Source organism: Cyanothece sp. BG0011 (assembly GCF_003013815.1).
Classification (GTDB): domain Bacteria; phylum Cyanobacteriota; class Cyanobacteriia; order Cyanobacteriales; family Microcystaceae; genus Crocosphaera.
Window position 1 is genome coordinate 1 of the sequence record NZ_PRLH01000199.1, and the last position, 26462, is coordinate 26462.

18 protein-coding genes, 1 tRNA gene and 1 pseudogene are annotated in these 26462 nt (G+C 39.2%); 10 read left to right on the forward strand and 10 right to left on the reverse strand.

All coding sequences use genetic code 11. The features are described 5' to 3' along the window. Window positions 1-3564 precede the first annotated feature (3564 nt). Window positions 3565-4605, reverse strand: a complete 1041-nt coding sequence (locus tag C4E06_RS29115; RefSeq protein WP_157951257.1) for a GIN domain-containing protein — start codon at window positions 4603-4605, stop codon at window positions 3565-3567. Between the two features lie 65 nt (window positions 4606-4670). Then, window positions 4671-5147 (reverse strand): toxin-activating lysine-acyltransferase, encoded by a 477-nt coding sequence (locus C4E06_RS25740; protein ID WP_107671196.1) that lies wholly within the window; start codon window positions 5145-5147, stop codon window positions 4671-4673. A gap of 431 nt (window positions 5148-5578) precedes the next feature. Here C4E06_RS25740 and C4E06_RS25745 point away from each other — a divergent pair, with 431 nt between their 5' ends. Together C4E06_RS25745 and C4E06_RS25750 are read left to right on the forward strand one after the other, a co-directional pair. After that, complete coding sequence (locus C4E06_RS25745) at window positions 5579-6397, forward strand: carbon-nitrogen hydrolase family protein (RefSeq protein ID WP_107671197.1); 819 nt, start codon at window positions 5579-5581, stop codon at window positions 6395-6397. Window positions 6398-6486: 89 nt separating this feature from the next. Further along, window positions 6487-7812 carry a hypothetical protein gene (locus tag C4E06_RS25750; RefSeq protein ID WP_107671198.1) on the forward strand — a complete coding sequence of 442 codons (1326 nt, stop codon included), beginning with the start codon at window positions 6487-6489 and terminating at the stop codon, window positions 7810-7812. A 14-nt stretch (window positions 7813-7826) separates the two neighbouring features. Here C4E06_RS25750 and C4E06_RS25755 read toward each other — a convergent pair whose 3' ends face one another. Together C4E06_RS25755 and C4E06_RS25760 are read right to left on the reverse strand one after the other, a co-directional pair. Next, window positions 7827-8549 (reverse strand): DUF2232 domain-containing protein, encoded by a 723-nt coding sequence (locus C4E06_RS25755; RefSeq protein WP_107671199.1) that lies wholly within the window; start codon window positions 8547-8549, stop codon window positions 7827-7829. 3 nt (window positions 8550-8552) lie between these two features. Then, complete coding sequence (locus C4E06_RS25760) at window positions 8553-9260, reverse strand: Crp/Fnr family transcriptional regulator (protein ID WP_107671200.1); 708 nt, start codon at window positions 9258-9260, stop codon at window positions 8553-8555. Window positions 9261-9376: 116 nt separating this feature from the next. Between C4E06_RS25760 and C4E06_RS25765 the strand changes: the two genes are divergently transcribed. The 5 genes from C4E06_RS25765 (at window position 9377) to C4E06_RS25785 (ending at window position 14230) form a co-directional block, all read left to right on the forward strand. Continuing rightward, window positions 9377-11020 carry a hypothetical protein gene (locus C4E06_RS25765; protein ID WP_107671201.1) on the forward strand — a complete coding sequence of 548 codons (1644 nt, stop codon included), beginning with the start codon at window positions 9377-9379 and terminating at the stop codon, window positions 11018-11020. A 42-nt stretch (window positions 11021-11062) separates the two neighbouring features. After that, window positions 11063-12541, forward strand: a complete 1479-nt coding sequence (locus C4E06_RS25770; protein WP_107671202.1) for a BCD family MFS transporter — start codon at window positions 11063-11065, stop codon at window positions 12539-12541. A gap of 84 nt (window positions 12542-12625) precedes the next feature. Further along, window positions 12626-13303 (forward strand): uracil-DNA glycosylase family protein, encoded by a 678-nt coding sequence (locus tag C4E06_RS25775; RefSeq protein WP_107671203.1) that lies wholly within the window; start codon window positions 12626-12628, stop codon window positions 13301-13303. A 37-nt stretch (window positions 13304-13340) separates the two neighbouring features. Then, a tRNA-Arg gene (locus tag C4E06_RS25780) sits at window positions 13341-13413 on the forward strand. Window positions 13414-13648: 235 nt separating this feature from the next. After that, window positions 13649-14230: a Uma2 family endonuclease gene (locus C4E06_RS25785; RefSeq protein WP_107671204.1), complete on the forward strand. Its 582-nt coding sequence runs from the start codon at window positions 13649-13651 to the stop codon at window positions 14228-14230. Window positions 14231-14671: 441 nt separating this feature from the next. Here C4E06_RS25785 and C4E06_RS25790 read toward each other — a convergent pair whose 3' ends face one another. Both C4E06_RS25790 and C4E06_RS25795 read right to left on the reverse strand, forming a co-directional pair. Then, a complete protein-coding gene (locus C4E06_RS25790; protein ID WP_107671205.1) occupies window positions 14672-15649 on the reverse strand; it encodes a J domain-containing protein in 978 nt (325 codons plus the stop codon). Between the two features lie 141 nt (window positions 15650-15790). After that, window positions 15791-16813, reverse strand: a complete 1023-nt coding sequence (locus C4E06_RS25795) for a long-chain acyl-[acyl-carrier-protein] reductase (protein ID WP_107671206.1) — start codon at window positions 16811-16813, stop codon at window positions 15791-15793. A 265-nt stretch (window positions 16814-17078) separates the two neighbouring features. On the opposite strand from C4E06_RS25795, the gene C4E06_RS25800 reads away from it, so the two are divergent. Continuing rightward, on the forward strand, window positions 17079-18080 hold the full coding sequence (locus tag C4E06_RS25800; RefSeq protein WP_107671207.1) for a lysylphosphatidylglycerol synthase domain-containing protein: 1002 nt from the start codon (window positions 17079-17081) through the stop codon (window positions 18078-18080). An 88-nt stretch (window positions 18081-18168) separates the two neighbouring features. Here the strand turns inward: C4E06_RS25800 and C4E06_RS25805 are convergent, their stop codons facing one another. After that, a complete protein-coding gene (locus tag C4E06_RS25805) occupies window positions 18169-19845 on the reverse strand; it encodes a hypothetical protein (RefSeq protein ID WP_198649045.1) in 1677 nt (558 codons plus the stop codon). A 433-nt stretch (window positions 19846-20278) separates the two neighbouring features. Here C4E06_RS25805 and uvrC point away from each other — a divergent pair. After that, window positions 20279-22062 (forward strand): annotated as a pseudogene (uvrC, locus tag C4E06_RS25810) (excinuclease ABC subunit UvrC). 129 nt (window positions 22063-22191) lie between these two features. Here uvrC and C4E06_RS25815 read toward each other — a convergent pair. From C4E06_RS25815 to C4E06_RS25825, 3 genes are all read right to left on the reverse strand, one after another. Beyond that, the gene (locus tag C4E06_RS25815; RefSeq protein WP_157951260.1) at window positions 22192-22944 is read right to left on the reverse strand and encodes a PEP-CTERM sorting domain-containing protein; all 753 of its coding nucleotides are present in this window, start codon (window positions 22942-22944) and stop codon (window positions 22192-22194) included. A gap of 271 nt (window positions 22945-23215) precedes the next feature. Beyond that, the gene (locus tag C4E06_RS25820; RefSeq protein ID WP_107671210.1) at window positions 23216-24106 is read right to left on the reverse strand and encodes an ABC transporter permease; all 891 of its coding nucleotides are present in this window, start codon (window positions 24104-24106) and stop codon (window positions 23216-23218) included. Window positions 24107-24392: 286 nt separating this feature from the next. Beyond that, a complete protein-coding gene (locus C4E06_RS25825) occupies window positions 24393-25415 on the reverse strand; it encodes an ATP-binding cassette domain-containing protein (protein WP_107671211.1) in 1023 nt (340 codons plus the stop codon). A gap of 342 nt (window positions 25416-25757) precedes the next feature. On the opposite strand from C4E06_RS25825, the gene C4E06_RS25830 reads away from it, so the two are divergent. After that, entirely contained in the window at window positions 25758-26237 is a 480-nt protein-coding gene (locus C4E06_RS25830; RefSeq protein WP_107671212.1) for a transporter, read from the forward strand. Window positions 26238-26462 lie beyond the last annotated feature (225 nt).

The window sequence follows — 26462 nt, forward strand, 5'->3', positions numbered from 1 at the left end:
AAGATGTTTTCAGTCCTAAGTTCATATTAGCCCGTCTTCCATCAGATAGGCCGTTTAACTGTCCGTCAGTCAAACCCCCTTCTTCTTCTTCTTCCTCCTCTTCTTCTTCTGTTGAACTATTAGCAAGAAGGATTTTTATATCATCTAACCCCCCTTGTAAAAGTTCTTTTTGTTGGTTACTTAATGTATTTTCTTGATTCCCATTAATGACACTTTCACTAAACTCATAAAAAGCATCATCAACTGTTACCTCAGTTTTCACATTTTTATTGTCTAAACCACTACCTTCGGACGCTTTTCTATCCGTCGGTTTATCATCTTCACTACGTTTTTCCCCTTGAGGATTATTCTTAGTTTCATTAACCTGATTATTAGCTTCATTTTTAGCAGCATTAGCCTTATTTTCAGCATCAGTCCCCCGATTTTCTGCTTCTTGTTGTTTCTGTTGTGCCTCGCTTTTAGCATCTAACGCATCGGACTTATTATCATCAGCATCCTGTTGACGTTTTTCTGCTTCTAACTTCGCTTTTGTAATCTCAATTTCTGCCTCATTTACCTTATCATCTGCTGTTTTTAACTGTTCATTAACATCATCAAAAGTGTCATCCAGATCATTATTAACTCGTCCTACAATACCCTGACTAAACTCATTTTGAGTGCTATTATTCCCCTCATTACTGCCTCCAAATAAGAGATCATCCCCCTTGTCAATATAGTCATCTAATACCCCTAACTGACTCACTAAAGTATTAGTTAACTCATCTAATACTTGGCTAACTTCTCCCCCATTACCTAGAATGCGCTCAGATTCGTCGATAAGAGAGTTTATATCTGTTTTGACTTGATCCAACCCTTCTTGAAGTTTTGCCCCTGCTTGACCCGCTAAACTGCCACTAGCAGCCATTTCTGAGGATTGGTTATTGTTATTAAGGGTCTTGACAGTATTATCATTGAGGTTAGTTGAAGGGTTTTTTTCCTCAATAGAAATCGTATCCGGTTGACTACTATAATTAGACTGCGATCGCTGATTAAGATTTTCTTCATCAAAAGATAAATCAACTGTGTCTAATGAGGGTGTTTCTAAACTATCTTCTGGAGATATTTCTGGAGTTTCTTGCTCGTTTGAACCACTCGGAGGCGCACCCCAAACTAACTGAGAAATGACCTCCGAACCAATAAAACCCCCTGCGGTTTGTAATAAATTACTTCCTAAAGTTTTAGCATTTTCTAATAGGGTAGATTTTCCTTTTGCAAAGGCAAAACCATAATAATCTCCATCCCCCACTTGAACCGAAATATTATGATTACCGTGAGCAGCAAAAATGCTGTTACCATCCCCCACCTGAATATTAATATGAGCACTGCCTTTCATCACCCCAATCGAAGTCCCGTCCCCTATTTTGGTATGAATATTCCCTTCACCTTTGAGAATATTAACGGAAGTTCCATCACCCACTTTAGTAACAATATTACCCTTACCCCATAACACCCCAACTTGTGCGCCATCACCCACAGCAGTGATGATGTTAGCGTCTCCTTTCATGGCACTAGAAGCGGTTCCATCCCCTACTTTAGTGACAATATTTCCTTGACCCCAAACCCCTTGTAAGTTGTCCCCATCACCTACATGAGTAATAACATTCAACTTACTATTAATAATGCCTGTAATGGTATCACCATCCCCCACTTTGGTGACAATACTTGCTTGTTGACCAAAAATTAAATTAACATCATCTCCATTACCCACATGGGTGACAATATTCGCTTTTCCTCCAACCACATTAACCTGCTTACCATCTCCGACTTTAGTAAGGATATTACCCTCACCCAGACTGAGGTTGTAACTGTTATTATTATCTCCCTCAGTGCTAACGTGAGTAACCAGATTACCCTTACCAAAAGCCACATTAATCTGATCTCCTTGCCCCACTTTTGTGACAATATTGCCCTTTCCGGCGGTTAACCCGATGGTATTTCCATCACCTACATGGGTAAAAATATTCCCTCCACCCATCATTAACCCTGCGGTGGTACCATCCCCCACCTTGGTTAAGATATTACCTTTAGCACCCATTACTGCTAACGTCATACCATCCCCCACATGGGTGGCAATATTGCCTTTACCTCCCATAGCAGCAACCGTGGTCCCGTCTCCTACTTTGGTAAAGACATTACCCAAAGACAACATTAAGGCCCCGGTGGTCCCGTCTCCCACATGGGTGAAAATATTACCCCCACCAAACATGGCCGTAGCCGTTATATCATCAGGGTTTTGGTCATTCACTTCTACTTTGGTAAAGACATTACCCTTAGCGGCCATCACTGCTAAACTATCTCCACTGCCAACATGGGTATAGATATTGCCTAAACCCAGCATTCCAGCAGCACTGAGGCCGTCTCCAACTTTTGTATAAATATTACCGGCACCGGCCATTAATGCGAGGGAACGACCATTACCCACCTGAGTATTAATATTACCGATACCAAACTGAACCGCAACACTATCACCGTCTCCCACCTTCGTTAAGATATTACCACCCCCCAGTTGAGCCATGGCCACATCGCCTTTACCCACCGATGTAGCAACATTTAGCCCTCCGGCCATAATGCCCATTAAATCGCCATTACCGGCTTTTGTTAAGATATTAGCCCCACCCAATAATAGGGCTGCGGTATTGCTATCATTATCGCTGGTGTCTATATGAGTGAGAACATTACCAGCACCCAAAGCAGCAATATAGGTATCTCCTGTGCCTACTTTGGTCATGACATTACCCAGGCCCAGTAAACCCCCATAAAACGTCCCATCACCGATAAACGTAGCTACATTGAAACCACCGGCCATACCCACCACTGCATCACCATCACCCACATGGGTATGGGTATTTAATCCCCCTAACTGGAATACGTTTTGATCTCCATTGCCAACATGAACAGAGATATTAGCGGCCGCGAGTAAGGTGGCGTTAAACTGACCATGTCCCTCACGCACTAGAACATTAACCAACCCACCAGCAGAGACATTGAGGTCTCCAGTAGAACCCCCATGATAGATAACATTACCTAAACCAGCACCATTAAAAGTAACATTTCCTTTGGCTTTGTGAACGATAACATTACCAAAACCGGCACCATTAAAAGAGGTATTCCCTGATGTTCCTTGATGGGTTAAAACATTGGCACCACCGGCACCGTTAAAGCTAAGATTACCCGAAGCATGATGATTAATAATATTGGCACCACCGGCACCGTCAAAAGAAGTATTTCCTGATGTTCCTTTATGGTTAATTTGATTTAATCCAGCAGCCCCTTTAAATTCGATATTACCATCACCAGATTTATTGATATTGGCACGGCCAACGGCCCCGTGCATGATGATGTTGCCTTTATCGTGGCTTAAATTATTGATGTTTCCGGCTGCGCCTTGAAAAATAACATCTCCATCTCCTTTGGTGTAGTTGATGTTAACATTCGCGACACCGGCACCTAAAATAATGTTACCTGTTTTGCGATCGACCCATTCTGTATGAGTACGATAAGTAGATACTGGTATAGGAATAAAACCTAAAAGAAAAGTGATTTCAAATCCTGTAAAAACCTGAGTCGTTTTTTGATAACGAGACTCGGCTGTTTTCGTAATATTAACGTTAGCTCCAACTCCCTTAAACTCAATATCGCCGACACCGTTGTTTTGGGTGATACCAGTATGAGCAGAAGCTCCATGCACAGTGATTTTGCCATCACCGGTTTTATTAATGGTGACTCCTCCCCAGCACCGCCAAAATGGATATCTCCACTGCCGTTTTGAGTTACGTTTGCACCACCCGCAGCCCCTTTAAACTCAATTTTTCCGTCACCATGTTTCTCTACATCGGCGTATCCTGCAGCCCCATTAAATAAAACATCCCCATTGCCATCTTGATATAAATCACTATGGGCCGCTGCGCCATAAAATCTAACGTTGCCGCTACCATGTTTATCGACATCCACTGAACCAGCAGCACCGCTAAAAGTAATGTCTCCGCTACCTTTTTGATAGACATCAGCCCCTCCGGCTGCCCCTTTAAACTCAATTTTCCCGTTGCCATATTTGTCTACGTCGGCATATCCTGCGGCCATGGCAAAATAAATATCACCATGACCACTTTGATAAGTTTTGGAATAGCCGGCTACACCTTTAAACGTTATCTTTCCATCACCATATTTTTTAACCCTTGAACTACCAGCGGCCCCTGCAAAATAGATATCTCCTGTTTGATGAGATTCAATATAGGAGTCGATAACACCAGCCCCAAATTTTATATTCCCCCATTGATATTTTCTAACATCTATCTTCCCTGATGCCCCATAAAGCTCTAAATGACCACTATCATCTCGTACCTTTAGACCCCCAGCAACGCCATAGATTTTGTCATGGCCATGACCAGTATAGACAGTGGCGGCAAGGGAAGCCATGTGAATACTATCATTTCCACCCTTGGCATAAATTTTGGCATCCCCACCCCAACTGCCGAAAATATTGGCAGCCCAAATACTGTCATGGCCGTCGGTGCCGTCATATCTTCCTGTGAAAAAATATTTTGCACTTTCAACAACTCCACCCACGATCAATCTCCCAATTAACTAAATAAATTACTGAAACTCGATAACAAATGTCGTTTAAAAACCGTTTAAACTCGCCAATGGGCAATAGACCTTAAGGTACCATCAGGGCGAATTCTTAATGATTTTGCAGGAGTTCCTTTTGGCAAGATGTTGTTACGTAAATCCTTAATCATTAAATTGGCATGACCAAAGGGAGCAATAAATTCTAGAAACCATAAGTTATTTCCACTTTGCCATTCATCGAGTTTTAAAACATATTTTCCTGTTTTAAATTTTTCTTCGACTTCATCACTTAACCATGCCCAATTTACGAAACCTAATGGCTTACTATCCATTTCACAATAACGGAATTGATTATGAATTAATGAGGGGAGAAATCTCCCCGAAATATCGATAATTTGGTATCTTTGATGTAACTTAGAACTCATCATTAAATGAGTAAGAGAACCAATCATTTGTAAGTGTTTTTCAACCACAATTGAGGGGTTTTCCATTTCTACCTCATCTAAATGAGGCGAAAGAAATTCATGTTCTTGAAGCATTTGTTTATCTTTTCGATATGTCAAATGAATTAGTGAATCGTTTTGGTTTCACCTATACTCGATGTGGCTAGAGATATTTATGTTCATAAAAATATCCCATTGAGCAACTCAGTTAGATGGTTGCTCAAGTATACTCACAGAAAACTGTTGCCTGCAAAAAAAAGGTGGACAGACACTTGAGAATATTTTATTTTTTTGTAAGAATAGGGAACAAAATTGAAGTAAGACTAAGAATCTTTAAAGGCTATGTTTATTAAACAGCTTGATTCAGTCTATTTACCTTCTAAATACTTAAAAAACTCAAGTTATTAATATTAGGTTAACCATGATTTTTTGAAAAGTCAAGTAAAAATACACAATTTCTAGAATAAAATAACCTGCACGCCCCTCTTCGCTTATAATTGCTATAGGAATTTGACTATAAGGAACTAATGAAACCTTATCTCGCTGCTGCCATTCAGATGACAAGCAAGCCCGATCTAGAGAAAAATCTAGTCGAGGCCGAAGAATTGATTGAACTTGCTGTTCGTCGTGGGGCTGAATTAATTGGCTTACCCGAAAACTTTGCTTTTTTAGGCAAAGAAGAAGATAAATTGAGCCAAGCGCAAGAAATTTCTCAAAAATCCCAGAAATTTATCAAAACCATGGCCCAACGCTTTCAAGTGACGATTTTGGGCGGTGGTTTTCCTGTTCCGGTGGAAGGTGACCCCAGTAAAGCGTATAATACGGCTATTTTAGTGGATTCGACAGGCAAAGAACTCTATCGCTATCAAAAAGTTCACTTATTCGACGTTGATCTTCCTGATGGTAACACCTACCAAGAATCAAGTACCGTCATGTCAGGAACACAATTACCGGATATCTATGCCTCCCCAAACTTAGGAAACTTAGGACTCTCCATTTGTTATGATGTTCGCTTCCCCGAATTATATCGTCATTTATCCTATCAAGGGGCTGATGTTTTCTTTGTTCCTGCTGCTTTTACCGCTTTTACAGGGAAAGATCACTGGCAAGTTCTTTTACAAGCGAGAGCCATCGAAAATACCTGCTATATCATAGCACCAGCGCAAACAGGAAACCACTATGCCAGACGGTTTACCCACGGCCACGCAGTCATTATTGACCCGTGGGGCATCATTTTAGATGACGCAGGACAACAACCCGGTATGGCCCTAGCAGAAATTAACCCTCACCGCATCAAACAAGTCCGTCAACAAATGCCATCCTTGCAACATCGGGTGTTCAAATAAACCGATCGCCCTTTTCTATCTCGGTTGCTTGTTATCTTTTACCTTGAATATAATAGATAACGTGGCTCAGAGAATAGGAAAGGTAAGATATGACACTTCAGCCCGAAATTATGAAATCCGTTGAACAATTGGGCTACCGTGTCACTGTGGGGGATGTGGCAGCCAAATCAGGATTAAATATTAATTTAGCACAACAAGGATTGCTGGCTTTAGCTTCTGATGTTTCGGGACATCTACAAGTTGCAGAGTCAGGAGACATTGTTTATCTTTTTCCTAAAAATTTTAGAACGATTCTTCGTAATAAATATTGGAAACTACAATTAAAAGAAACCTGGGATAAAATTTGGAAAGTTCTATTTTATATCATTCGGATTTCTTTTGGCATTGTTTTAATTGCTTCAATTATTTTAATGTTAATTGCGATTACTGTCATTATTATTGGTATTAGTTCCAGTCGAGATGGAGATAATAATTCCAGTAGTAATAGAAGTTATAGAGGCGGGCCGCGGTTCTTTTTCTTTCCTAATATTGGGGATCTCTTTTGGATCTTTTACCCGGATTATGGTTACCGTCGTCATGGTTATAATTCATCAAGAAGCTCTCAGACTAGAGAGTCTAATGAGATGAATTTTTTAGAAGCTATTTTTTCCTTTTTATTTGGAGATGGTGATCCGAATTATAATTTAGAAGAGCGGCGCTGGAAAACCATTGGAACGGTTATTAAAAATAATAAAGGTTCAATTATTGCTGAACAGGTGGCTCCTTATCTTGATAATATTGATCGTTATAATCAAGAAAATGAAGACTATATTTTACCTGTATTAACTCGCTTTAATGGCAGTCCAGAAGTTTCTCCTAATGGCGAACTAATTTATTATTTTCCTGAGTTACAAGTGACGGTTCAAGAATCAACTCAAAAATCTATTTCTAGTTACTTACGAGAAAGATTATATAAATTTAGTGAGGCTGGTAGTAGTCAAATAATGTTAGCCATTGGCTTAGGGGCATTAAATTTTATTTTAGCGTTAGTATTAGGATCATTTTTAAGAGATCCTGCTATTGTGGCACAATTTGGCGGTTTTATTGCCTTTGTTAATTCAATTTACTGGGTATTATTAGGCTATGCGATCGCCTTTTTAGGAATTCCGGCTATTCGTTATTTTGTTGTTCAAGCAAGAAACAGTAAAATTGAAGAAAGAAATAGTAAACGACAAGAGAGAACCAAAGTTTTACAAGACAAAGATGAAACCATACAACATAAGTTAGAATATGCTTCTCAATTTGCCAATCAAGCCATGATTGAACAATCTGACATTACTTATACCACAGAAAAAGATATCCTAGAACAAGAAATCGAACAAGGGGATAAAATAGATCAAGAATGGCAAAAACGCTTAGATTCTTTAGATAATTAATTATCACCTCTCAATTATTCATAATCTAAAATAACTTGTACCCATTTCGGAGGACGAGGAATGCGATTACCCAGTTTATCTAATACTAATAAAGCCACCAAATGCACGGCAAATAAATAGATCAAACTATTGACAAAAACCAGAACAACTGCTAGTATCTGGATAAAAATGGCACTGGGTTGGGCTAAAATTCCTAATCTTAAAAAGATCCATTCAGCTAAGCCAGTCATCTGATTGATGATGTATTGCCATAAATCTTCTCCTAGGAGAATAGAGAATAACCAGAAGCGAAAAAAGAAGCCAAACGTTCCTAATAATGCCCCTGTAATCATGGAAAACTCCCAGGAGACTCCTCTACGCCAAAACGCTCCTAACTGTACTCCCATCAAGCCGTAGGGAATTAAAAAGACAATACTACGAGTAGGCCCCATTAATACCGTTAATAATAACCCTGAGACTAAAGCCCCCATCCAAGCCGAACGATTTCCCCAACGGAGATAAAGTAAAGCAATGGGAATGGGGAAAAATATTCGTAACAACGGACCAACCGGAAAATAATAATTAATCAACCAAATTAAACTACCGGCACTGGCTAAAAAGGCAGTTTCAACCATCGCCAGAGTTTGACGAATTTTAGCAGCGTTTGGCTTGATAGGAGAGGGGGGCATTTTGGGAGGGGTTGGTTGAGGGTTATTCCTTAACTCATCCCCCTCATCTACCCAGTTGGAATCATCCATAGGTTAGGAAATAATTTGTTCTAGAGAGTCCACAGAGAAGATACAGAGAATATCATCTTCCCGTTTAATTAAACCTTTTTTTTCTAATTTAGTCAGCGATCGCGTCACCGTTTCCCTAGCCAACCCACTAATACTACTCAACTCTCGATGAGGCAAATTAGGAATTTCAACCCCTTGGGTGGTTTGTTTTCCTTGGCCTTCAGCTAGGAATAACAGGGTATCAGCCACCCGTGAGAGACTATCGGCTTCCCGTAACCTTAATCGTCGGTTAAGCTGACGTAAACGCTTAGCCATCACTTGGGCTAAGCGAATACCGGCCATGGGATCACTATGAAGTAGGGTAACAAAATCTTGTGAGGGAATGCTACTGATAGTCGTGGGGGTTAAGGTAATGGCATCGGTGGACCGAGGAACTTCTTCCAAAGCGGCCATTTCCCCGATAACTTCCCCTTTCCCCACAATATTGAGGGTTACTTCTTTGCCATCAACGTTGTGGGTGCGAATTTTGACCCATCCATCTAGGATAAAGTAAACTGATCCTCCCCAATCATTTTCTAGGAGAATAACACGATTGGCCGGATGACTCCGAATCACCGCATGACTCATTACCAGTTCTAAACTTTCTTCTGGTAACTCATTAAAGAAGGGCGCTTTTTTGAGACTGTCTCGGAGGTCAGGATTTTGGTTACGATAGTTTTTGATATCTTCCATAAGCTAAAGTAAGCAGATTATAAATTGATCTGCTATGCTAAGCCTATCAAAAATCCTCGACTTAATGACTAAAGTTTATATAAGTTGCTTATTTTTTGTCTCTTTAAAAGGTTATTGTGACGGTTCAAGATAATGTTCAATCCTTAATTAACGAGCTTGAGCAAATTTTATGGCAAGATAAGCTCAAGGCTCATCCTGAGGTGTCAATTTTACTCGAAAGAATACGACACCATTTGCTCACGAGTCAATCGACCTTAGAAAATAATTATGATCTTCATGCTCACAGACTCAGCGAGATCATTTTACATCGAGTCGATGATCAAATTAGCGATCGCATTTTACAAACTGAGTTACAGCAACTACAGGAACAACGAGAATTTTTATTACAAGAAATTGCCACCCTCAAACAACAAAAACAAGCTATCCTCTCCAACTTATTTCAAGACTTATCAACCTCTCCAGATAACAAGGTTGATATTAACCATTTAACCCATTCAGTGGACACCCATTTTCAACCCTTATTAGAAGAGTTAGAGCATTATTCTGATTCTTTACAAGAAGGAATTGAAAGAATGTATCGCTTAGGACAGCAGGGAGAAACCCAATTTTTAGCTTATTTGAATCGTTTACAAGAAAAATTAGCCTTGTTTTTACAAGAAGATAAAACCAACAAGAAAACAATGATCTCTGATGATTGGTATTTAGGGTTTGATATAACTAATAATCAAGTTGATGGTTATTTATTTACCTATCCAAATAGGGAAATTTCTTCAGAGAATCTTCAATATTATGATTTGTCTCAACTCTTAGAACTCTGGGACTCTAAGTTATTTGATCACCAAAATATTTTAGATAATTTACAAGAAAAATTAAGCACCTTAAATCAGGGGTTTAATGATTTATCCCTAACAATAGATAATAATACCCCTTTGAAAACTATTTTAGAAAACATCAAAAAAATTGTTTTTATTTGTCCTTCCAGGTGGAATGAAAGAGATCGATATTTACTCAAAAATGTGATTTCAGAAAGCTTCAATATTAGTCCAACAAAAGACATTCTCTGGATTCCTAAACCCATGGCTTTAACCTTAAGTCATTTAGCTCAAAATCCATCTGACCAATTATCATTGTCTTGTGTCATTAATTTAACCGAAACAATGACTGAAATATCAATAATTGATCTATCTCAGGGACTGTCAGGCATTATTAGTCAACAATTATTTTATGGGACTCAAGGGATAGATCAAGATATTCTCTGTCACTTAATTTATCCTCAATGGTATGACAAAATAACGGTAACTTTTCCCTCTCTTCCTCAACCCTTCCCTACCCCTGGAATGGCTGAGATTTCTAAAAGAAAACTTCTTAAACAACATTTAGAAAATAATAGTTTAGGCAGCTGCTTGATGGAATCTTCCCAATTAACCCGATTGATTTTACAAGAACAAGAACAGTTTTCTTCTACCATCGCTCAAAAATCCTGGTCAGTGAATCGTAAAATGATGATAGAAAAAATCATCAATCCTTGGATAAAAACGATTCAAGAAAAGTTTAAAAAATTGTTATCGCAAGGACAATCTTCTCCTGATTCTATGACGCATATTATTGTGGCAGGAAAAGAAATTAATTCTCTTGATTATGCTTTAATTCCTAGGTTAACTCAACTATTTCCTAATGCTAAGGTAATCGAAATAGAAGAAAAAGTAAAAGATGGCAAAATCTTGACAGGATTAGCGGTTTTATTGAATAATAATAGTTAAATTCATTAATGATTAAAGGTTAATGATTAATTATTAATTAAGATGACCATCAACGATATCCCTGAAACCTTTTACTCTAAACCCCATAAACCCTTACCCAAAATAAAACTATTAACCATGTTTCGGTTAGGTTTATTCCAAATGGGCCTAGGAATCATGTCTTTATTGACATTGGGGGTGATCAATCGGATCATGATCGACGAATTAACCGTACTCCCTTGGATCGCAGCCACGGCGATCGCCATGTATCAGTTTGTGAGTCCGGCGCGGGTGTGGTTTGGGCAACTCTCAGACACCAAACCCATAAAAGGGTATCATCGCACCGGATATGTCTGGATCGGTGCTATTCTCTTCACGTCTCTAGCATTTGTTGCCCTACAAGTGGTCTGGCAACTGGGAAGTAGTATTCAAGCCAACGGATGGAATAGCATCAGTTACGGTTGGGCCATCTTGTTAGGGGTGGTTTTTGGGGGTTACGGGTTAGCCCTCAGTATGAGTTCAACGCCTTTTGCCGCCATGTTAGTGGATGTGTCGGACGAAGATAACCGATCGCAACTCATTGGTATTGTTTGGTCTATGTTAATGGTGGGGATTGTTGTCGGGGCGATCGTTAGTTCTCAGTTGCTCAATACCCCGGAAATTTGCGGTCAAGCCATTTTATCCTACGACCCCACCCAAACGGCAAAAATGGCTAATATTGCCACCCTACAAGCCACGGTTAACCCTGTGTTTATTATTATGCCCGTGGTAGTCTTAATTATGTGTTTTTTGGCCACTTGGGGGGTAGAATCTCGTTATTCTCGCTTCGGACAACGGTCACAAACCGTACAACGAGAGGATCAAATCGGTTTAAAAGATGCCTTAAATGTGTTGACAGCGAGTCGTCAAACGGGATTATTTTTTGGCTTTATCCTCATTTTAACCCTTAGTTTATTCATGCAAGACACCGTAATGGAACCCTACGGGGGTGAGGTGTTTGGGATGTGTATCTCGGAAACGACGCAGTTAAACGCCTTTTTTGGGACCGGAACCCTCTTCGGTATTGCCTCAACCGGTTTCTTGGTGGTTCCCCGTTTAGGAAAACAACGCACCACCAAACTCGGTTGTATCCTAGCAGTGGGTTGTTTTGTGATCATCGTTTTAGCCGGGGCCAGCGCGAGTCAAAGTTTACTGAAGTCCGGGTTATTGTTGTTTGGCCTCGCATCAGGAATGATTACCGCCGGGGCTACCAGTTTAATGTTAGATTTAACCGTGGCCGAAACCGCCGGAACCTTTATCGGGGCCTGGGGGTTAGCTCAAGCGATCGCAAGAGGACTCTCTACAGTATTAGGGGGCGTGGTTTTAAATTTTGGCAAAATGGTGTTTACTGTTCCTGTGTTATCCTATGCTTTGGTGTTTGTCATTCAAGGGTTGGGGATGATCTTGGCTATTTGGTTATTAGGAAAAGTCAATATTCAAGAGTTTCGGGATAACGCTAAATCAGCCCTTTCTATGGTGATGGAAGGAGACTTAGATGGGTAAAAGAATGTAGAATTTAGAATGAAGAATTTAGAATTAACATTTTTCTATATTCTTCAGGAACAAAGTTATCAGTTTTGAGGAGTGATGTCGGAGATTAAAACCTTATTAGAAAAAATTCGCTTTGAAGCAGAAAGGGAGACGTTTCCCCTAGATACACCGATTTATGAAGCTGCTGGAAAAATCCCCACTGAACCGGTACTTTATGCCGGAAATTTAAACAGTAAAATTTGCTTTTTTGGCCGAGATTTAGGACGAGATGAGGTGGCCAAAGGACAACCTTTGATCGGTTCAGCCGGGACAATGGTTCGTAAAGGGTTTTATCAAGGCATTTATCATCAAGAAGCAACTTCCCCCGAAGACTTACAAGCTATCTGCGATCGCGCTTTACTCACCAATACCGTCCCCTACAAACCCCCAGGGAATAAAGCTTATTCGGTTAAAGTAAAAGAGCGATTTCGTCCCTTTATTGAACAATTATTGGTGATTCATTGGGGAGGAACTCAAATCGTCACTTTGGGAACAGAAGCGTTTAAATGGTTTACTCCTTATGGGCCAAAAGAGGAGATTGAGGCATTTTGGAACCAGCGCGATCGCTATGAAACACAAATTCGTGTAACCCTTGAAGCTGTTGATTTTCAAGGAACAAAACACCAGCATCAGGTGTCATTACTTCCGTTACCCCATCCCTCTCCATTGAATAAGCGATATTACGCTAAATTTCCTCAAATGCTGCAACAGCGATTAAATGAATTAGAGTTCTAGGCAAATTAGGGACAAACAAGTTACAATAGGAATTCATGGGTGTGTAGCTCAATGGATAGAGCAACAGCCTTCTAAGCTGTCGGTTACAGGTTCGAGTCCTGTCACACCCGTTCTTTAGAGTCAAAAGTTAGTACGGCTTGATATTATTAAGTTTATATATAGCAGTACAAAAAAAGTTTAGGACACTTGTTAACGTTGAAACTGTTATCTAATTAACCATTGCCACCCCCTCTAACTCCCCCTTTCGTGAGGGGGAGAACCCTTGCCTATTCCCTATTCCCCAGTGCGTAGCACTATAGAAGTTAGAATTAAAATACTAAACTAAAAAAAGTTTAAATAAAAGAGATGGAAACTATTACAATTCCCAAAGGATTTAAAGTAACTCCCGAACAATTTGAACAGCTTGCTTATACTGAACAATTAGCAAAAATGGAGTTAACAAAAGATGGGGAATTAATTATTATGAGTCCTACTGGTGGTACAGCAGGAGAGAAAAATTTTAATCTATATTTAGATTTAGGAATATGGAATCGTCAAACTAAACTAGGCAAAGCGTTTGATTCTTCTACTATTTTTGTCCTTCCCAATGGTGCTAGAAGAAGTCCCGATGTTAGTTGGATTAAATTAGATAGATGGAATCAATTAACCCAAGCTCAAAAAGATGGGTTTCCCCCTATTGCCCCTGATTTTGTGATTGAATTAATTAGTCCTAGTGATCTCAAAAATCAAAGATATGAAGGCTTACAAGGGAAGATGCAAGAGTATTTAGATAATGGTGTAAAGTTAGGCTGGTTAATTAACCCCTCAACAAAAATTGTTGAAATTTATAGAGAAAATAAATCAATGGAGATTTTACAAAATCCTCAAATGTTATCAGGAGAAACTATTTTACCTGGGTTTATTTTGAATTTAACTGATATTTTATAAGATTATTTGTTAACAAATAATAACCAATATTTTTTCCTGGAAAGCACTTTTAATATTGTGATATTTTAAATATTAGCTTAAATTATTAAAAATTTTATTAATTATGATTTATTTTAATGGTTTTTGAAACTTAACACACTGTTACAAAAAATGACTTTTTCCTAATTTTTCTCAAATTTGCCCGAAAATCAAACCTTGAAGTTATGTAAATTTTCAAAATGTGCTATATTAAAATACGATGCCATTATTGTATCTAAAAACTGCTCAATAATCCCTAAAACCTTTATAAATGGGGATTTCTTATTTTGATTTTTCTAAAAAGTGCTTTAATGATGCTTGAAAATCTAGCTAGTACGAAAAAACTATATATAAATATTTGTAAATTGAGCTTGACAAAAAATAATTAACCTGAATTATAGCTGTCTAACCCACCCTATGGTTTTATCGCAGAGAATTGAACCATTTTCCTACTGATTCTATTCTCTCAGCATTCCGTTGACGACGGAGTTGATAGTCTTCGTAAGCAGTATTAATCCGTGCCGTAATTTGATGGGCCAAAGGATGATGGGTGCGATCGGGATGCCACGATCGCAATAAATTTCTATAAGCTTGTTCAACTTTATTGGGGGGAGAAAAGGCGGTGATTCCTAACACTTTCCACCAAGATGAGGCCGGATCAAGTAAGATCGGATCAACCACTAAAGAACTATCCCATAATATCAATTTCACTCTTTCCCAGGATATGCCATAACACCGATGATAAATTTTTTGAAGAGAATTTAACCCTAAAATATTGGCACTTTGTTGATGCCATTGTCTAAAAGCACAAAGTTTATCCCATTGCCAAAAACTATGATATTCTTCGGCCAAAGATTCTAACACCCCTTTAACTAGGGTTGATGGTTCTTTTAACTGCAATAAATGGGCTAATTCAGGGCAAAATTCTTCATATAAAGGATAATTGACCCATTGCCAATAATTAAACCCGGGTTGTCCTAAGTGTTGACGATAAAAGGAAAACCAACCCATTTCCCATAAAGAAGCGAAGGGACTGGCTAAGGGGTAAAATTGACCCGTTAAAGCGGTTTGAGGGGTATCTTCTAATAAACAGGTTAAAGGACTGATAATAGGGGTAGCTAAAGAATAAAATTGACCGGTTAAAGCGGTTTGAGGGGTATCTTCTAATAAACAGGTTAAAGGGCTGATAATAGGGGTAGCTAGGGGGCAAGATTGTCCTTTTAGATAATGTTGTGGCGTATCTTCTAGTAAGCAAGCGATGGGTTTATGTTGACCTCTTAACACCGGAGGTGAAGACTTGTGACGTTTGGCTGCGGATAATATCCAAGAAACTCCGATAAAAATCAATCCCCAGATTAACAGGTTAGAAAAAGTATCACTAACAAAAGCCACCACTCCCATAATTAAAATCCTTCAAGAGTGCAGAATATTAAAAAAATACAAGGATTGCTGACATTTTGTCAACCGGAGTTGATGAGGAGTTAGGAGACAGGAGTTAGAAGTGGCTTTTTTTTCTGTTCCCTGTTCCCTAATTAACCCTAATTACAAATTTAACAAAGGTTGAAGACCGTGTTTGATAGAAGCTTCTCCGATTTGTTCCATCTTAGTGACGGTAATTTGATTACGTCCCCAAGAGAAATTGGTATGCCATTGTTCAAACTCTAATAAGATAGCTTCGGCAAAACAAGCAAACATTTGACGAGAAGGAACATCCATATTGACAGTTTCCATAATCTTCCAGTCAATATCTAAAGAATGTTCCACAACCCCTCCTTTAAGGATATGGACATCAGGATGTTTAATTTTTGTGTCTAAATTTTTAGGATAACCGCCGTCAACAATGAGACAGGGTTTTCTAAGGTTTTCGGCCTTAATTTCGACTCCTTTGGGCATACTTGCCACCCAAACGATAATATCGGCTTCGGGTAAAGCTTCTTCTAGTCCCATAATTTTACCCCGTCCCAACTCGTCTTGTAGTCCTTGTAGTCGTTCTTTATTGCGAGCAATTAAGAGTAGTTCTTGAGTATCGGTTTTTCTATCTAACCAACGACACACCGCACTACCAATATCTCCGGTTGCCCCACAGACGGCTACTGTGGCTTTAGATAAGTCAATTCCGAGTTTAGCTGATGCCTGTTCAACTTGACGACAAATAATATAAGCCGTGTGGGTGTTTCCCGTGGTGAAGCGATCAAACTCTAAGGAGACGTTGCGAACTTGTCTATTTTCTTTAAGGTTAAATTCTTCAAAAATAATCGAAGAAAAGCCTCCCAACGCTGTGATATTAAGGTTATTTTTTTGGGCGAAGGCCATCGCATTTAATATTTTGCGAATCGCTGCTTTAATCCGCCGCTTGATCAGCATTTCTGGTAAAAAAGCCGATTCTATGTACTTTCCTTCGATGGTTTGTCCTGTGATGCTGGTAACATGAAATTGCTCGACGATTTGGGGTGGAGCAGAACACCACAAATCCAATCCCTGAGTGGCGTATGGGCCATAGCCAAAGGCATCAGCAACGGAGTGGGCATGTTCTAGACTTGTGAGATGACCAATTAAACCAAACATAGATTATTCTATATGATAATTAGGCGGAAAAGAGACTATATTATAGAAAAAAGTTAAGACTCTTAACAATATTACCTTAATCTTTTGATCATTGATCAGTTTTTATAAGCAGATAACCTTTATCATGGGGGTAAGATCAGTGAAACCATAGAGTATCGCCACCTTGAAATCTAAAAAAATACTAGTTCTGAAGGGATTCCTAACAATTCTGATCTAGCTTTTTAGAGTATCACATACATTCTTTTAGGTCTTTTTACTCTTTTTTATGACTAAAAATCCTATTTTCCGTTGGCTTCCTCCTTGTTTAAGTTTAGGGCTATTTGCCTTATCCTTATGGACAATACAGCACAATTTACAACATTATCACGCAGAAAATTTTTGGGCTAGTTTATTTGAGATTCCCCCGACTCATATTCTCTTAGCGATCGCCTTAATGGCAATTAACTATTCTATCATGACAGGGTACGAATGTTTAGGCTTAGCTTATGTTCGTCAGTCCCTTCCCTATCCCAAAAAAGCCCTAGTGGGTATTATTTGCTCTGGAATTAGTAATAGTGTGGGATTTGCGGTTTTAAGCAGTTGTATGATTCGCTACCGTTTTTATTCGGTTTGGGGATTTTCTGTGGTGAAAATTGCCCAGATTTCTGCTTTTTGTAACTTATCTTTTTGTTTAGGTTTATTTGTAGTAGGTAGTGTTATCTTCCTCAAAGAACCCTTAGCCATTCCCCAATTATTAGACTTACCTTTTATTTCTGTTCGTCCTTTGGGAATCATTTTCTTAGTGACCACTTTAGCCTATTTATTTTTGACAGTTATTCGTCAAAAACCTTTAATGATCGGTAAGTGGCTCATTCCCCATCTCCCTTTTCCTTTAGCGGCTGGTCAATTAATCATTTCTGGTTTAGATTGGTGCTTTGCTGCTGCTGTTTTTTATACCCTATTACATAGTTCAGTTTCCTTATCTTATTCGGCTTTTTTCGGCATTTATATGTTAGCCCAAGTAGCCGGATTAGCCAGCAATGTTCCAGGGGGACTAGGGGTATTTGAAACAGTTATGATGTTATTGTTAGCCCCATTTATTACTTCAGAAGATTTATTAGGGACCCTATTAATTTATCGGGGTATTTATTATTTTATTCCCTTAATTGTAGCAGCGTCACTGTTAGGAAAATACGAATTCCAAAATTTTCTTAAGAAGAAAGATCCTAACCTAGAATCCGCTGCTCCCATCTCGAAAACAGTACAAGAAAGTGTTCATGTTGAGTAGTCAACAGTTAAAAGTGACCAGTATCTATCAACCCTAAAGTTTAACTTAATAATTGAAAAACTGGTCACTGAGAAACGTTTTAGTTATTTTAGGCTCGCTTTTTTAACCATTGCGCCCCCATGCCGGTGGTTCCTAAAATAATCATACTAAGAACAGAACTGGGTTCTGGAACCCCTTGACTATTAGCTCTTGCTTGGTCACGAGAACAAATCGAGTCATCAATGACAAAATTAGAATCATCTGCACTGATCACCGCAAAAACCTCATCAGGAACGATGGTGCTACAAGTATCCGCAGGTTGAGGATTAACAGACTCAGGAAAGAGGTTTTCAGGGTTTTGACCCATGGGATCTTCGATTCTTTGGAGAGGAACTAACTGAGCCTGAACCCGACTGCCTACGCTCTGTGCCTGGGGATTGGGAGAACCATTGGGCCAGGCCATTCTGATATTACCTCTGATCAAATCGATTCCGTTGGTAAATCCTAAACCACCATTAAGAGGAGAATCGACAAAATAAAAGCTATCGGCGACTAACTGATCGCCTCCGGCGGTTCCGATAGCCAAGAAATCAGAAACCGGCTGAATCGTTCCTCCGATTTCCCTCACCCCATTAACAACAATCCTCATGGCCGTACCTGGGTCAATTGTATAGTTGTTACTGTTTTCTTCCCTCGCTTGAGCAAAAATCCCTAATCCTTCAATCCCTTGACAATTATTGACCTCGAAAGATGTGCTACGTCGCGAATTATCATCATCATAGTCGAGGGTTAAGGTCACTAGATTCGTATTGGAATTACAGGTTAATTGAAATGGCACATTCCCTCCATTTCCCCAGGTAAATTGTCTGGTTTGATCCCGACTCTGACCAATAATGTTGTCTGGTTTTTGAGGATCACCGGTTTTTGTCCCTAGACTAAATTCCCAGTCCCCGTCACTGTTACTGTTATTAACATTAGAATCCCCTCCTGCTCGGCCATAGAGAGCAAAGTTAGGACCGTCTGTAATTTTATAAGCTTCAGTCCAAACGTCAAAACTCAATTCTAACCGAGGTCGTAGGTTAGAATCTTCATGGTTTTGAGACTCAAAAAAATCCACAGGAAAAAACCCAAAGTCAGGAAAATTTAAACTATTACGGGCTCGGAGTGCAACAGAAAAACTATCACGCTCATTACCCACAATATTATCTGTATTACTGTTTAACACATTAGTGATCAGTCGATTCAATCCCACCCCACTATAATTATTAACCCCCAGGTCGATTTGACCACTAAACAGGGTCGGTGCATTGATCGTACTGGGAGGATTAGTGGGATTAATCGGACTATTTTCGTCCCAATCTCCTGTAACTTCCAATCCGTCTAAGGTTACCCTAGCGATACCAGGAAATTCTCGGGATATAGGGACTGGATTATTAGGGTCGCTAAGATTAAAATCATTGGGATTAGGGTTTAGTATATCACCGGAACTCTGAGTCAAAACTAAGCGAGCATTAAGATTTCTCACCCTGGCACCAGCTGGGAGTTGCTCAATAATGTCTTCTAAATTCCAACTTAGATAGGGTCGTTGTTCATCCCCTGAATTGGGTCCGTTAGAAAAATTCCCCACTTTAAGAAAATCAGACCCACCAAAATTAGTGGTTGGATTGTTAGTATCGGAATAGCTATCTTGGCCAACCAACAGGGTTCTTGACCAAGTCGCGGCCTCGGCCGGGTTCAGGGTGAGAACTGTCAACCCGGAGACAATCATTGTAGTCGTAAGGTTCAAATATAGGTTTAAATTGTGCATTTTGTGCATTGTTTTTAAGATTTTCTTAGCAAGTTAAGGATTGGGACAAAATTAAAGTTAAGTGTAAGAGCGACTAAACAAGGTAACACAAATGGGGTCAACCTTATATTAACGGTTTATAACATAAAGATCCCTGCTGATGTCTAACTTTTTCGTACCAATGTCTAACTTTTTTGTCTATCAGCCATTACTATCAATGTTCCCAAAAGTCGCTTTTAATCTTTCATAAAAGCTTTTGTCTTTTTCTAACTCGCTCAAATCTTGCCATATTGTCCAGAACCCATCCCATATAATTAAGATAGATTTAATATAAGTCAGAAATCAATTCAGGAGGATTTCCTTTTTGTCATCAAATTCCCAAGTTTTGAAGGATCAGATTGCACTTATTCCTAGTGAACCTGGCGTTTATTTGATGCGAGATTATCAAGGTGATATTCTTTACATTGGCAAGTCGAAACGACTGCGATCGCGGGTTCGTTCCTATTTTCAATCGGGTCAATATCATAGTCCTCGCATCGCTTTGATGGTTCAACAGGTGGCTAATATCGAGTTCATTGTCACCGATACCGAAGCCGAAGCTTTAGCCTTAGAAGCCAATCTTATCAAGCAACATCAACCCTACTTTAATGTCCTGCTCAAAGATGATAAGAAATATCCCTATGTTTGTATTACTTGGTCTGAAGATTATCCGAGAATTTTTATCACCCGTAAACGTCGCTTGAATCACAAAAGCGATCGCTATTATGGTCCTTATGTAGACACCCATTTACTGCGTCAAACGTTACGCTTAGTAAAACGGGTTTTTCCCCTCCGTCAACGGCCTCGACCTCTCTTTAAGGATCGTCCTTGTTTAAATTATGATATTGGTCGTTGTCCTGGGGTTTGTCAAGGATTAATTTCTCCTGAAGACTATCATAAAATAGTTGAAAAAGTGGCCATGATTTTTCAGGGAAGAACGGAGGAATTATTACAAAAATTGTCAGCACAAATGGAGTTGGCAGCCAGTCAGTTAAAGTTTGAACAAGCTGGTCAAATCCGAGATCAAATTAAAGCCATTCAAGGGTTAGGAATTGATCAAAAAGTCACCTTACCGGATGATACGATTTCCAGGGATGCGATCGCTTTAGCTGCGGATGATACTTACACTTGTATTCAATTATTCCAAATTCGTGCAGGACGATTAGTGGGGCGGTTAGGCTTTTTTGCTGATACGGTTTCAGGAACACCCGAAAGTATTTTACAACGGGTTTTAGAAGAACATTATTTACAAGTTGATTCGGTGGAAATTCCCAGTGAAATTGTAGTGCAGTATTCACTCCCCGAAACCGATATTTTAGCGGATTGGTTAGGCAAAAAAAAAGGCAAAAAAGTTAAAATTATCGTCCCTCAAAAGCAACAAAAAGCGGAGTTGATTCGGTTAGTCGAACGCAATGCAGGATATGAATTAGAAAATACAAAACGTCATGCTCAACAAAATTTGTTAGGGTTAGAAGATTTAGCCCAATTATTAGATTTACCCAGTCTTCCCCATCGTATTGAAGGTTATGATATTTCCCATATTCAAGGGTCAAATCCTGTTGCCTCTCAAGTGGTATTTATTGATGGCGTTCCTGCTAAACAATCCTATCGTCATTACAAGATAAAAATCCTAATATTACTATTGGTCATTCCGATGATTTTGCCAGTTTAGCAGAAGTTTTAAGTCGTCGTTTTCGTTCTTACCAAAATAAGTCAGAAACAGATTTATTAAACTTAGATGATTATCCCGACTTAATTATGATTGATGGAGGAAAAGGTCAACTTTCATCTGTTATAAAAATTTTAGAAACCATGAATCTGATTCCTCCTTTACAAGTGATTAGTTTAGCAAAAAAAAGAGAAGAAATTTTCTTACCTGGCCAATCTCAACCTGTCACATCTCATCCCGAACAACCGGGGGTTCAATTATTAAGAAAAGTTCGAGACGAAGCTCATCGATTTGCTGTAACTTTTCATCGTCAACAACGGTTAAAAAAAAGCCGTCATTCTCGTTTAGACGACATTCCGGGGTTAGGGTTTCAGCGACAAAAACAACTTCTTGCTCATTTTCATTCGATTGATTATATTCGGGAAGCTTCTATCGAAAAGTTACAAGAAGTTTCAGGAATAGGTGAAGCATTAGCAACAGAAATCTATGATTATTTTCACCCTAATTAATAATTAATGATTAAAGTAGGGTGGGCAATGCCCACCTGACGAGGCAGTGGTATTGTAGATTTAATGGTCATTCCGAGGTAACGAGGAATCTCTGTAACGTCCTAACTATAATCCTTAGGGCTATGTGGACTAACTTTTCCGTTGTTTTTTGGATAGTTTTTTCTTAAAGAACGTACCAAACCCTAAAGCAGTTGCACTTCCTAATATTGTGAAAGGTTCAGGAACAACATTACCCCCTTTGACTTGAAAAGCTAAGGCCGAGTTATTGGGGCGTGAAGTTAGCCAGGATAAAGTTGCATCACCTGTCAAAGTAAAATCTCCCTCAATATCACTAATGAGTAGGTAATTAACTGTATCACCATCACTTGAATCAAGAGGAGTATTATAGTTGAAAGTTCCATTATCATCAACAAGTTGAAAATTATTTAAGCTTACGCTGTCTCCTGCATTATTAGAACGAGTCCTGATATATAGGGCATTAAGTCCATTGGGAAAGCGAGACGCTTCTGTTAAATTGGTTGAACTAATAGTTTGTCCACCCAATGTATAGGTTAGAGTTCCACCATCAGCCGCCTGATAGTTAATAGTAAAAGCGACTGCTCCCCCACTGTTCCAGTCTAAACCGCCTTGTTCGACAAGGGAGTTTGAACTATTGGTTGTCCAGTTCCAAATACCTTGTTCCCAAACGCCAGATTCAGGATTATCATTACCGATACGTCCTTCAGCAACCCAGTCTTCTTCAAAAAGTCCGCTATTTTTAGCATTATTGAAGTCACTATCTCCAAAACCAGATAAATCTGTAAAAGTAGCAGCTTGAGCAACTGAGGTACTGAGTCCAACACCTAGGGCAATGGTAACAGCCGCGAGATTTTTACATTTCATAATACTTCTCCGTATATTTCTGTAAGTATTTACTTCAGTATATATATTAATTTTCAGGTCAGTGTTAGCGTTCATGTAAACGTTCATGTATAACTTCTAGACATAGAAAGTTATCCTATTCTTTACAAAAGAAAAAAGTGCGATCAAAAGCGAGAAAAACTCACTATTGAAAAGCGCACCTTTCAGCATAAATGACTCTTTATAATTAATTTGAAGGTAATTAACCGATAAACTATGCTTTGACTACTATTTTCATCTATTACCTTGAGAACTAAGCAAAACGGCGGCGCAATAAAGGTTGAATGGTTAACAAAATTAAGGCATCAAACCCTACTAATAATAAGAGAACCCCAAGAAAATTAATATCAAGCCAAGGGGTTTCTATAACAACACTCCCTAAAGACCATTGTCCATTGAGATAAATATAACGAATGGGTTCAATGGCATAGGTTAAGGGGTTTAAACTAGCCACAACCTGTAACCATCCTGCCATAAAGGATAGAGGCGCAAGGGCGGTGCTGGCAAAGAGTAACGGTAAATTAGTGACAAAAATAACGGCAATAAGTTCGATATGACCCGGCAAGGCAAAAGCTAAGCCTAAACTTAACCCCGTTACACCAGCAACGATTAAAAAGACAATTAACGCGATCGCACCTAAACCGGCTAAACTGGGTAAACCTGCCCCTAACATGGCACTGGCCGCGATAATAACCGCCGTTTGGATGATACTCAGGGTAATAATATAAAGAGTCGAAGCCGCCACAATAGAATACCGAGAAGCTAAAGGGGCAACCAGTAAACGGTTGAGAAAGCCAAACTCTCGGTCAAACATCACCGGCAGTCCAGCATTTAACGCCCCAGAAAAAGCGGTAAAAACGATGATTCCGGGGGAGAGAAACTTAGCATAGTTGAGATCGGGCCCAAATAATCCTTGAGGTGCATTATAAAATAAAGCCCCAAACAAAATTAACCACATAAACGGCTGAATAATCCCTGCGATCAAGGTTGAGGGACGGCGTTGTAGTTGAATAAACAAACGTTTCGTCATGGCCAAGGTTTCTTGGGAAAATTCAGATAACCAGTTTCCCTCTGGTTGAATATCACTGATGACACTAGGGGCTAAACTGTTCTTATTTTGAGACGGTGTAATGGTTTGACTCATATTATTTATCGATGATTCTTCAAGGTTATAGCAGAAGGCAGAAGGCAGGGGGCAGGAGGCAGGAGGTAAAATAAATTCTCTGAGTAGGTTTTAAGGATTTTGACTTTCCTAACCTCTGGGTCGACTGCTATATTTTGATCATATAATTTTTCTCAAAAGACAGAAAAGATTAATTGATCACTGTTCACTGTTTTAACTGACCTGAAAATAAAGTCCTGTTGCCTGTTGCCTGTTGCCTTTTGCCTATCCTGACTAGCTAATTTAATCGAAGATGCAAGACTTGATTTTAACTCATTTGTTGTTTTTTCTCTTTTTTAAGATCCCGACTCCCGGCGGCGGCTAATTCTGCATCCATTAAGGTTTGTCCGGTGGCGGCTAAATAGACATCATCGAGACTAGGACGAGATTGAGCTAAGCTAAAAATAGGTAAGTTAGCTTGTTCTAGGGTTTGCTCAATTTTACTCAGAGAATTGCTACCCGTTGAAACAATTAAATTGAGAGAGTTTCCTTGAGAAGGGTTAATAATAATTTCTTCGACAAAGGGTAAGGTTTCTAAGATTTTTTTGGCTTTTTCGGCCTGGGCCATGGGTGAAAATTCTTCTATTCTCAGGGTAACGCGATCGCCTCCTAACCGGTCTTTAAGTTGGGATGGGGTTCCATAGGCGATAACTTCCCCTTGATCGATAATGGCTACATGATCGGCTAATGCGTCGATTTCTTCGAGATAATGGCTGGTAATCAGTACCGTTGTTCCGGCTGCTTTGAGTTGTTTAAGGAAGTCCCAAACGATGAAACGACTTTCTATATCTAAGCCCACCGTTGGTTCATCTAACACTAACACATCGGGTTGATGGAGAAGTCCGGCCGCTAAATCGAGACGTTTGCGAATACCGCCGGAGTAGGTTCCGGTTTTGCGATCGCTGTATTCGTCTAAGTCTAATAAATTCAATAATTGCTCAATTCTTTGTTTGGCTGCTTTTTTGGGCAAATGATATAAGTCCGCTTGTAATTCTAGTAATTCTCGCCCAGTCAACATTTTATCTAAGGCGACTTCTTGGGCAACATAGCCTAAGCGATTTCTGACCATTTTGGGGTTATGGAGGGCTGAAACCCCTTTGACTTCAATTTTGCCGTCATCGGGCTTAGCTAGGGTACATAAACAGCGAATGGTGGTGGTTTTTCCTGATCCATTGGGACCCAAAAGCCCGAATATTTCTCCTGTTTCAATGGTAAAAGTAATGTTTTTCAGGGCTTCGACTGCACCATAATTTTTTTTGAGGGAGTCAATAACAACAATAGGACTACTCATATATCTGTATTCTTTAAGAGGATGCTATATTATAGTTTCGGTTGTCTGGAATTGTCTTTTAACTATTTTATCTAGTTTCAGAGATTAAACGGAATTTTTCCATCTTAAACAAAGATTAAAAATGATTTAGGTTTCTGGTCACTCTTGATCGGGTAGAGAAAATCGATTATTCAAGGTAGTATATTTTGTTTATTTTGTCTTCTTTCATTGGACAGATATTGATAAAGCAGCAAAAGATTACATAATTTAATCAGAATCTACCTTTAAGGAGATTAAAACAGGAGATAGGTTTAGATAAGCTAGGTATTGAGAACTAAAGTAGTTTATCTAGGAGATAATATTATGATTCTATTAGGAATATCACTATTAGTTATTTTAGGGATTAGTGGATTCTTATTATTGAGACGTTTTAAAGCGTTGCGAGTAGCATCGGTGTCATTAGCTGTGACGATTTTATTGTTAACAACGATCGCCCCTGCCTTAGCAGATACTCAAGTCGCTGCATTAGGGGCCAGAGATGAGACTGTCTCTGCCGATGAAACGGACCTTAAATTAAATCCTGGTGCAGGACACTATAGCGGTTTAGAATATGCAGAACGGACTAATGAAGTTCAAAACCCTGTCAGTGACGAAGTGATTAAAAAAACCATTGACAAGAAAACCGATGATAGAATCGTTTTTGCTGTTTCTAATGGTTCTGTGAGACTTTCAGGACAAATTGATAATAAAGAAGACGCTCAAAACTTGATTAGTCAAATCAAGGAAATTCCTGGCGTTCATGAAATTACCTTTGATTTAGGATTAACAGACATTAATAGTTAGAAACCATAATTGTTTCTATTTCTAACAATATTATAGTGTAAGGTCAGAGGAAAGATTGATTAAGTCTTTCCTCTGATTCTTTATTGTAAACCCCGTCCTTAAAGACGGGGTATTTTCAACTCCCTACGTCCGAGGGAATAGGCAACGGGCAAAGGTTTTCCCTCTCACAAAAGGGGGAGTTAGAGGGGGTGGCAATAGTTCAGTAATAACTATCAGCTAGACAAA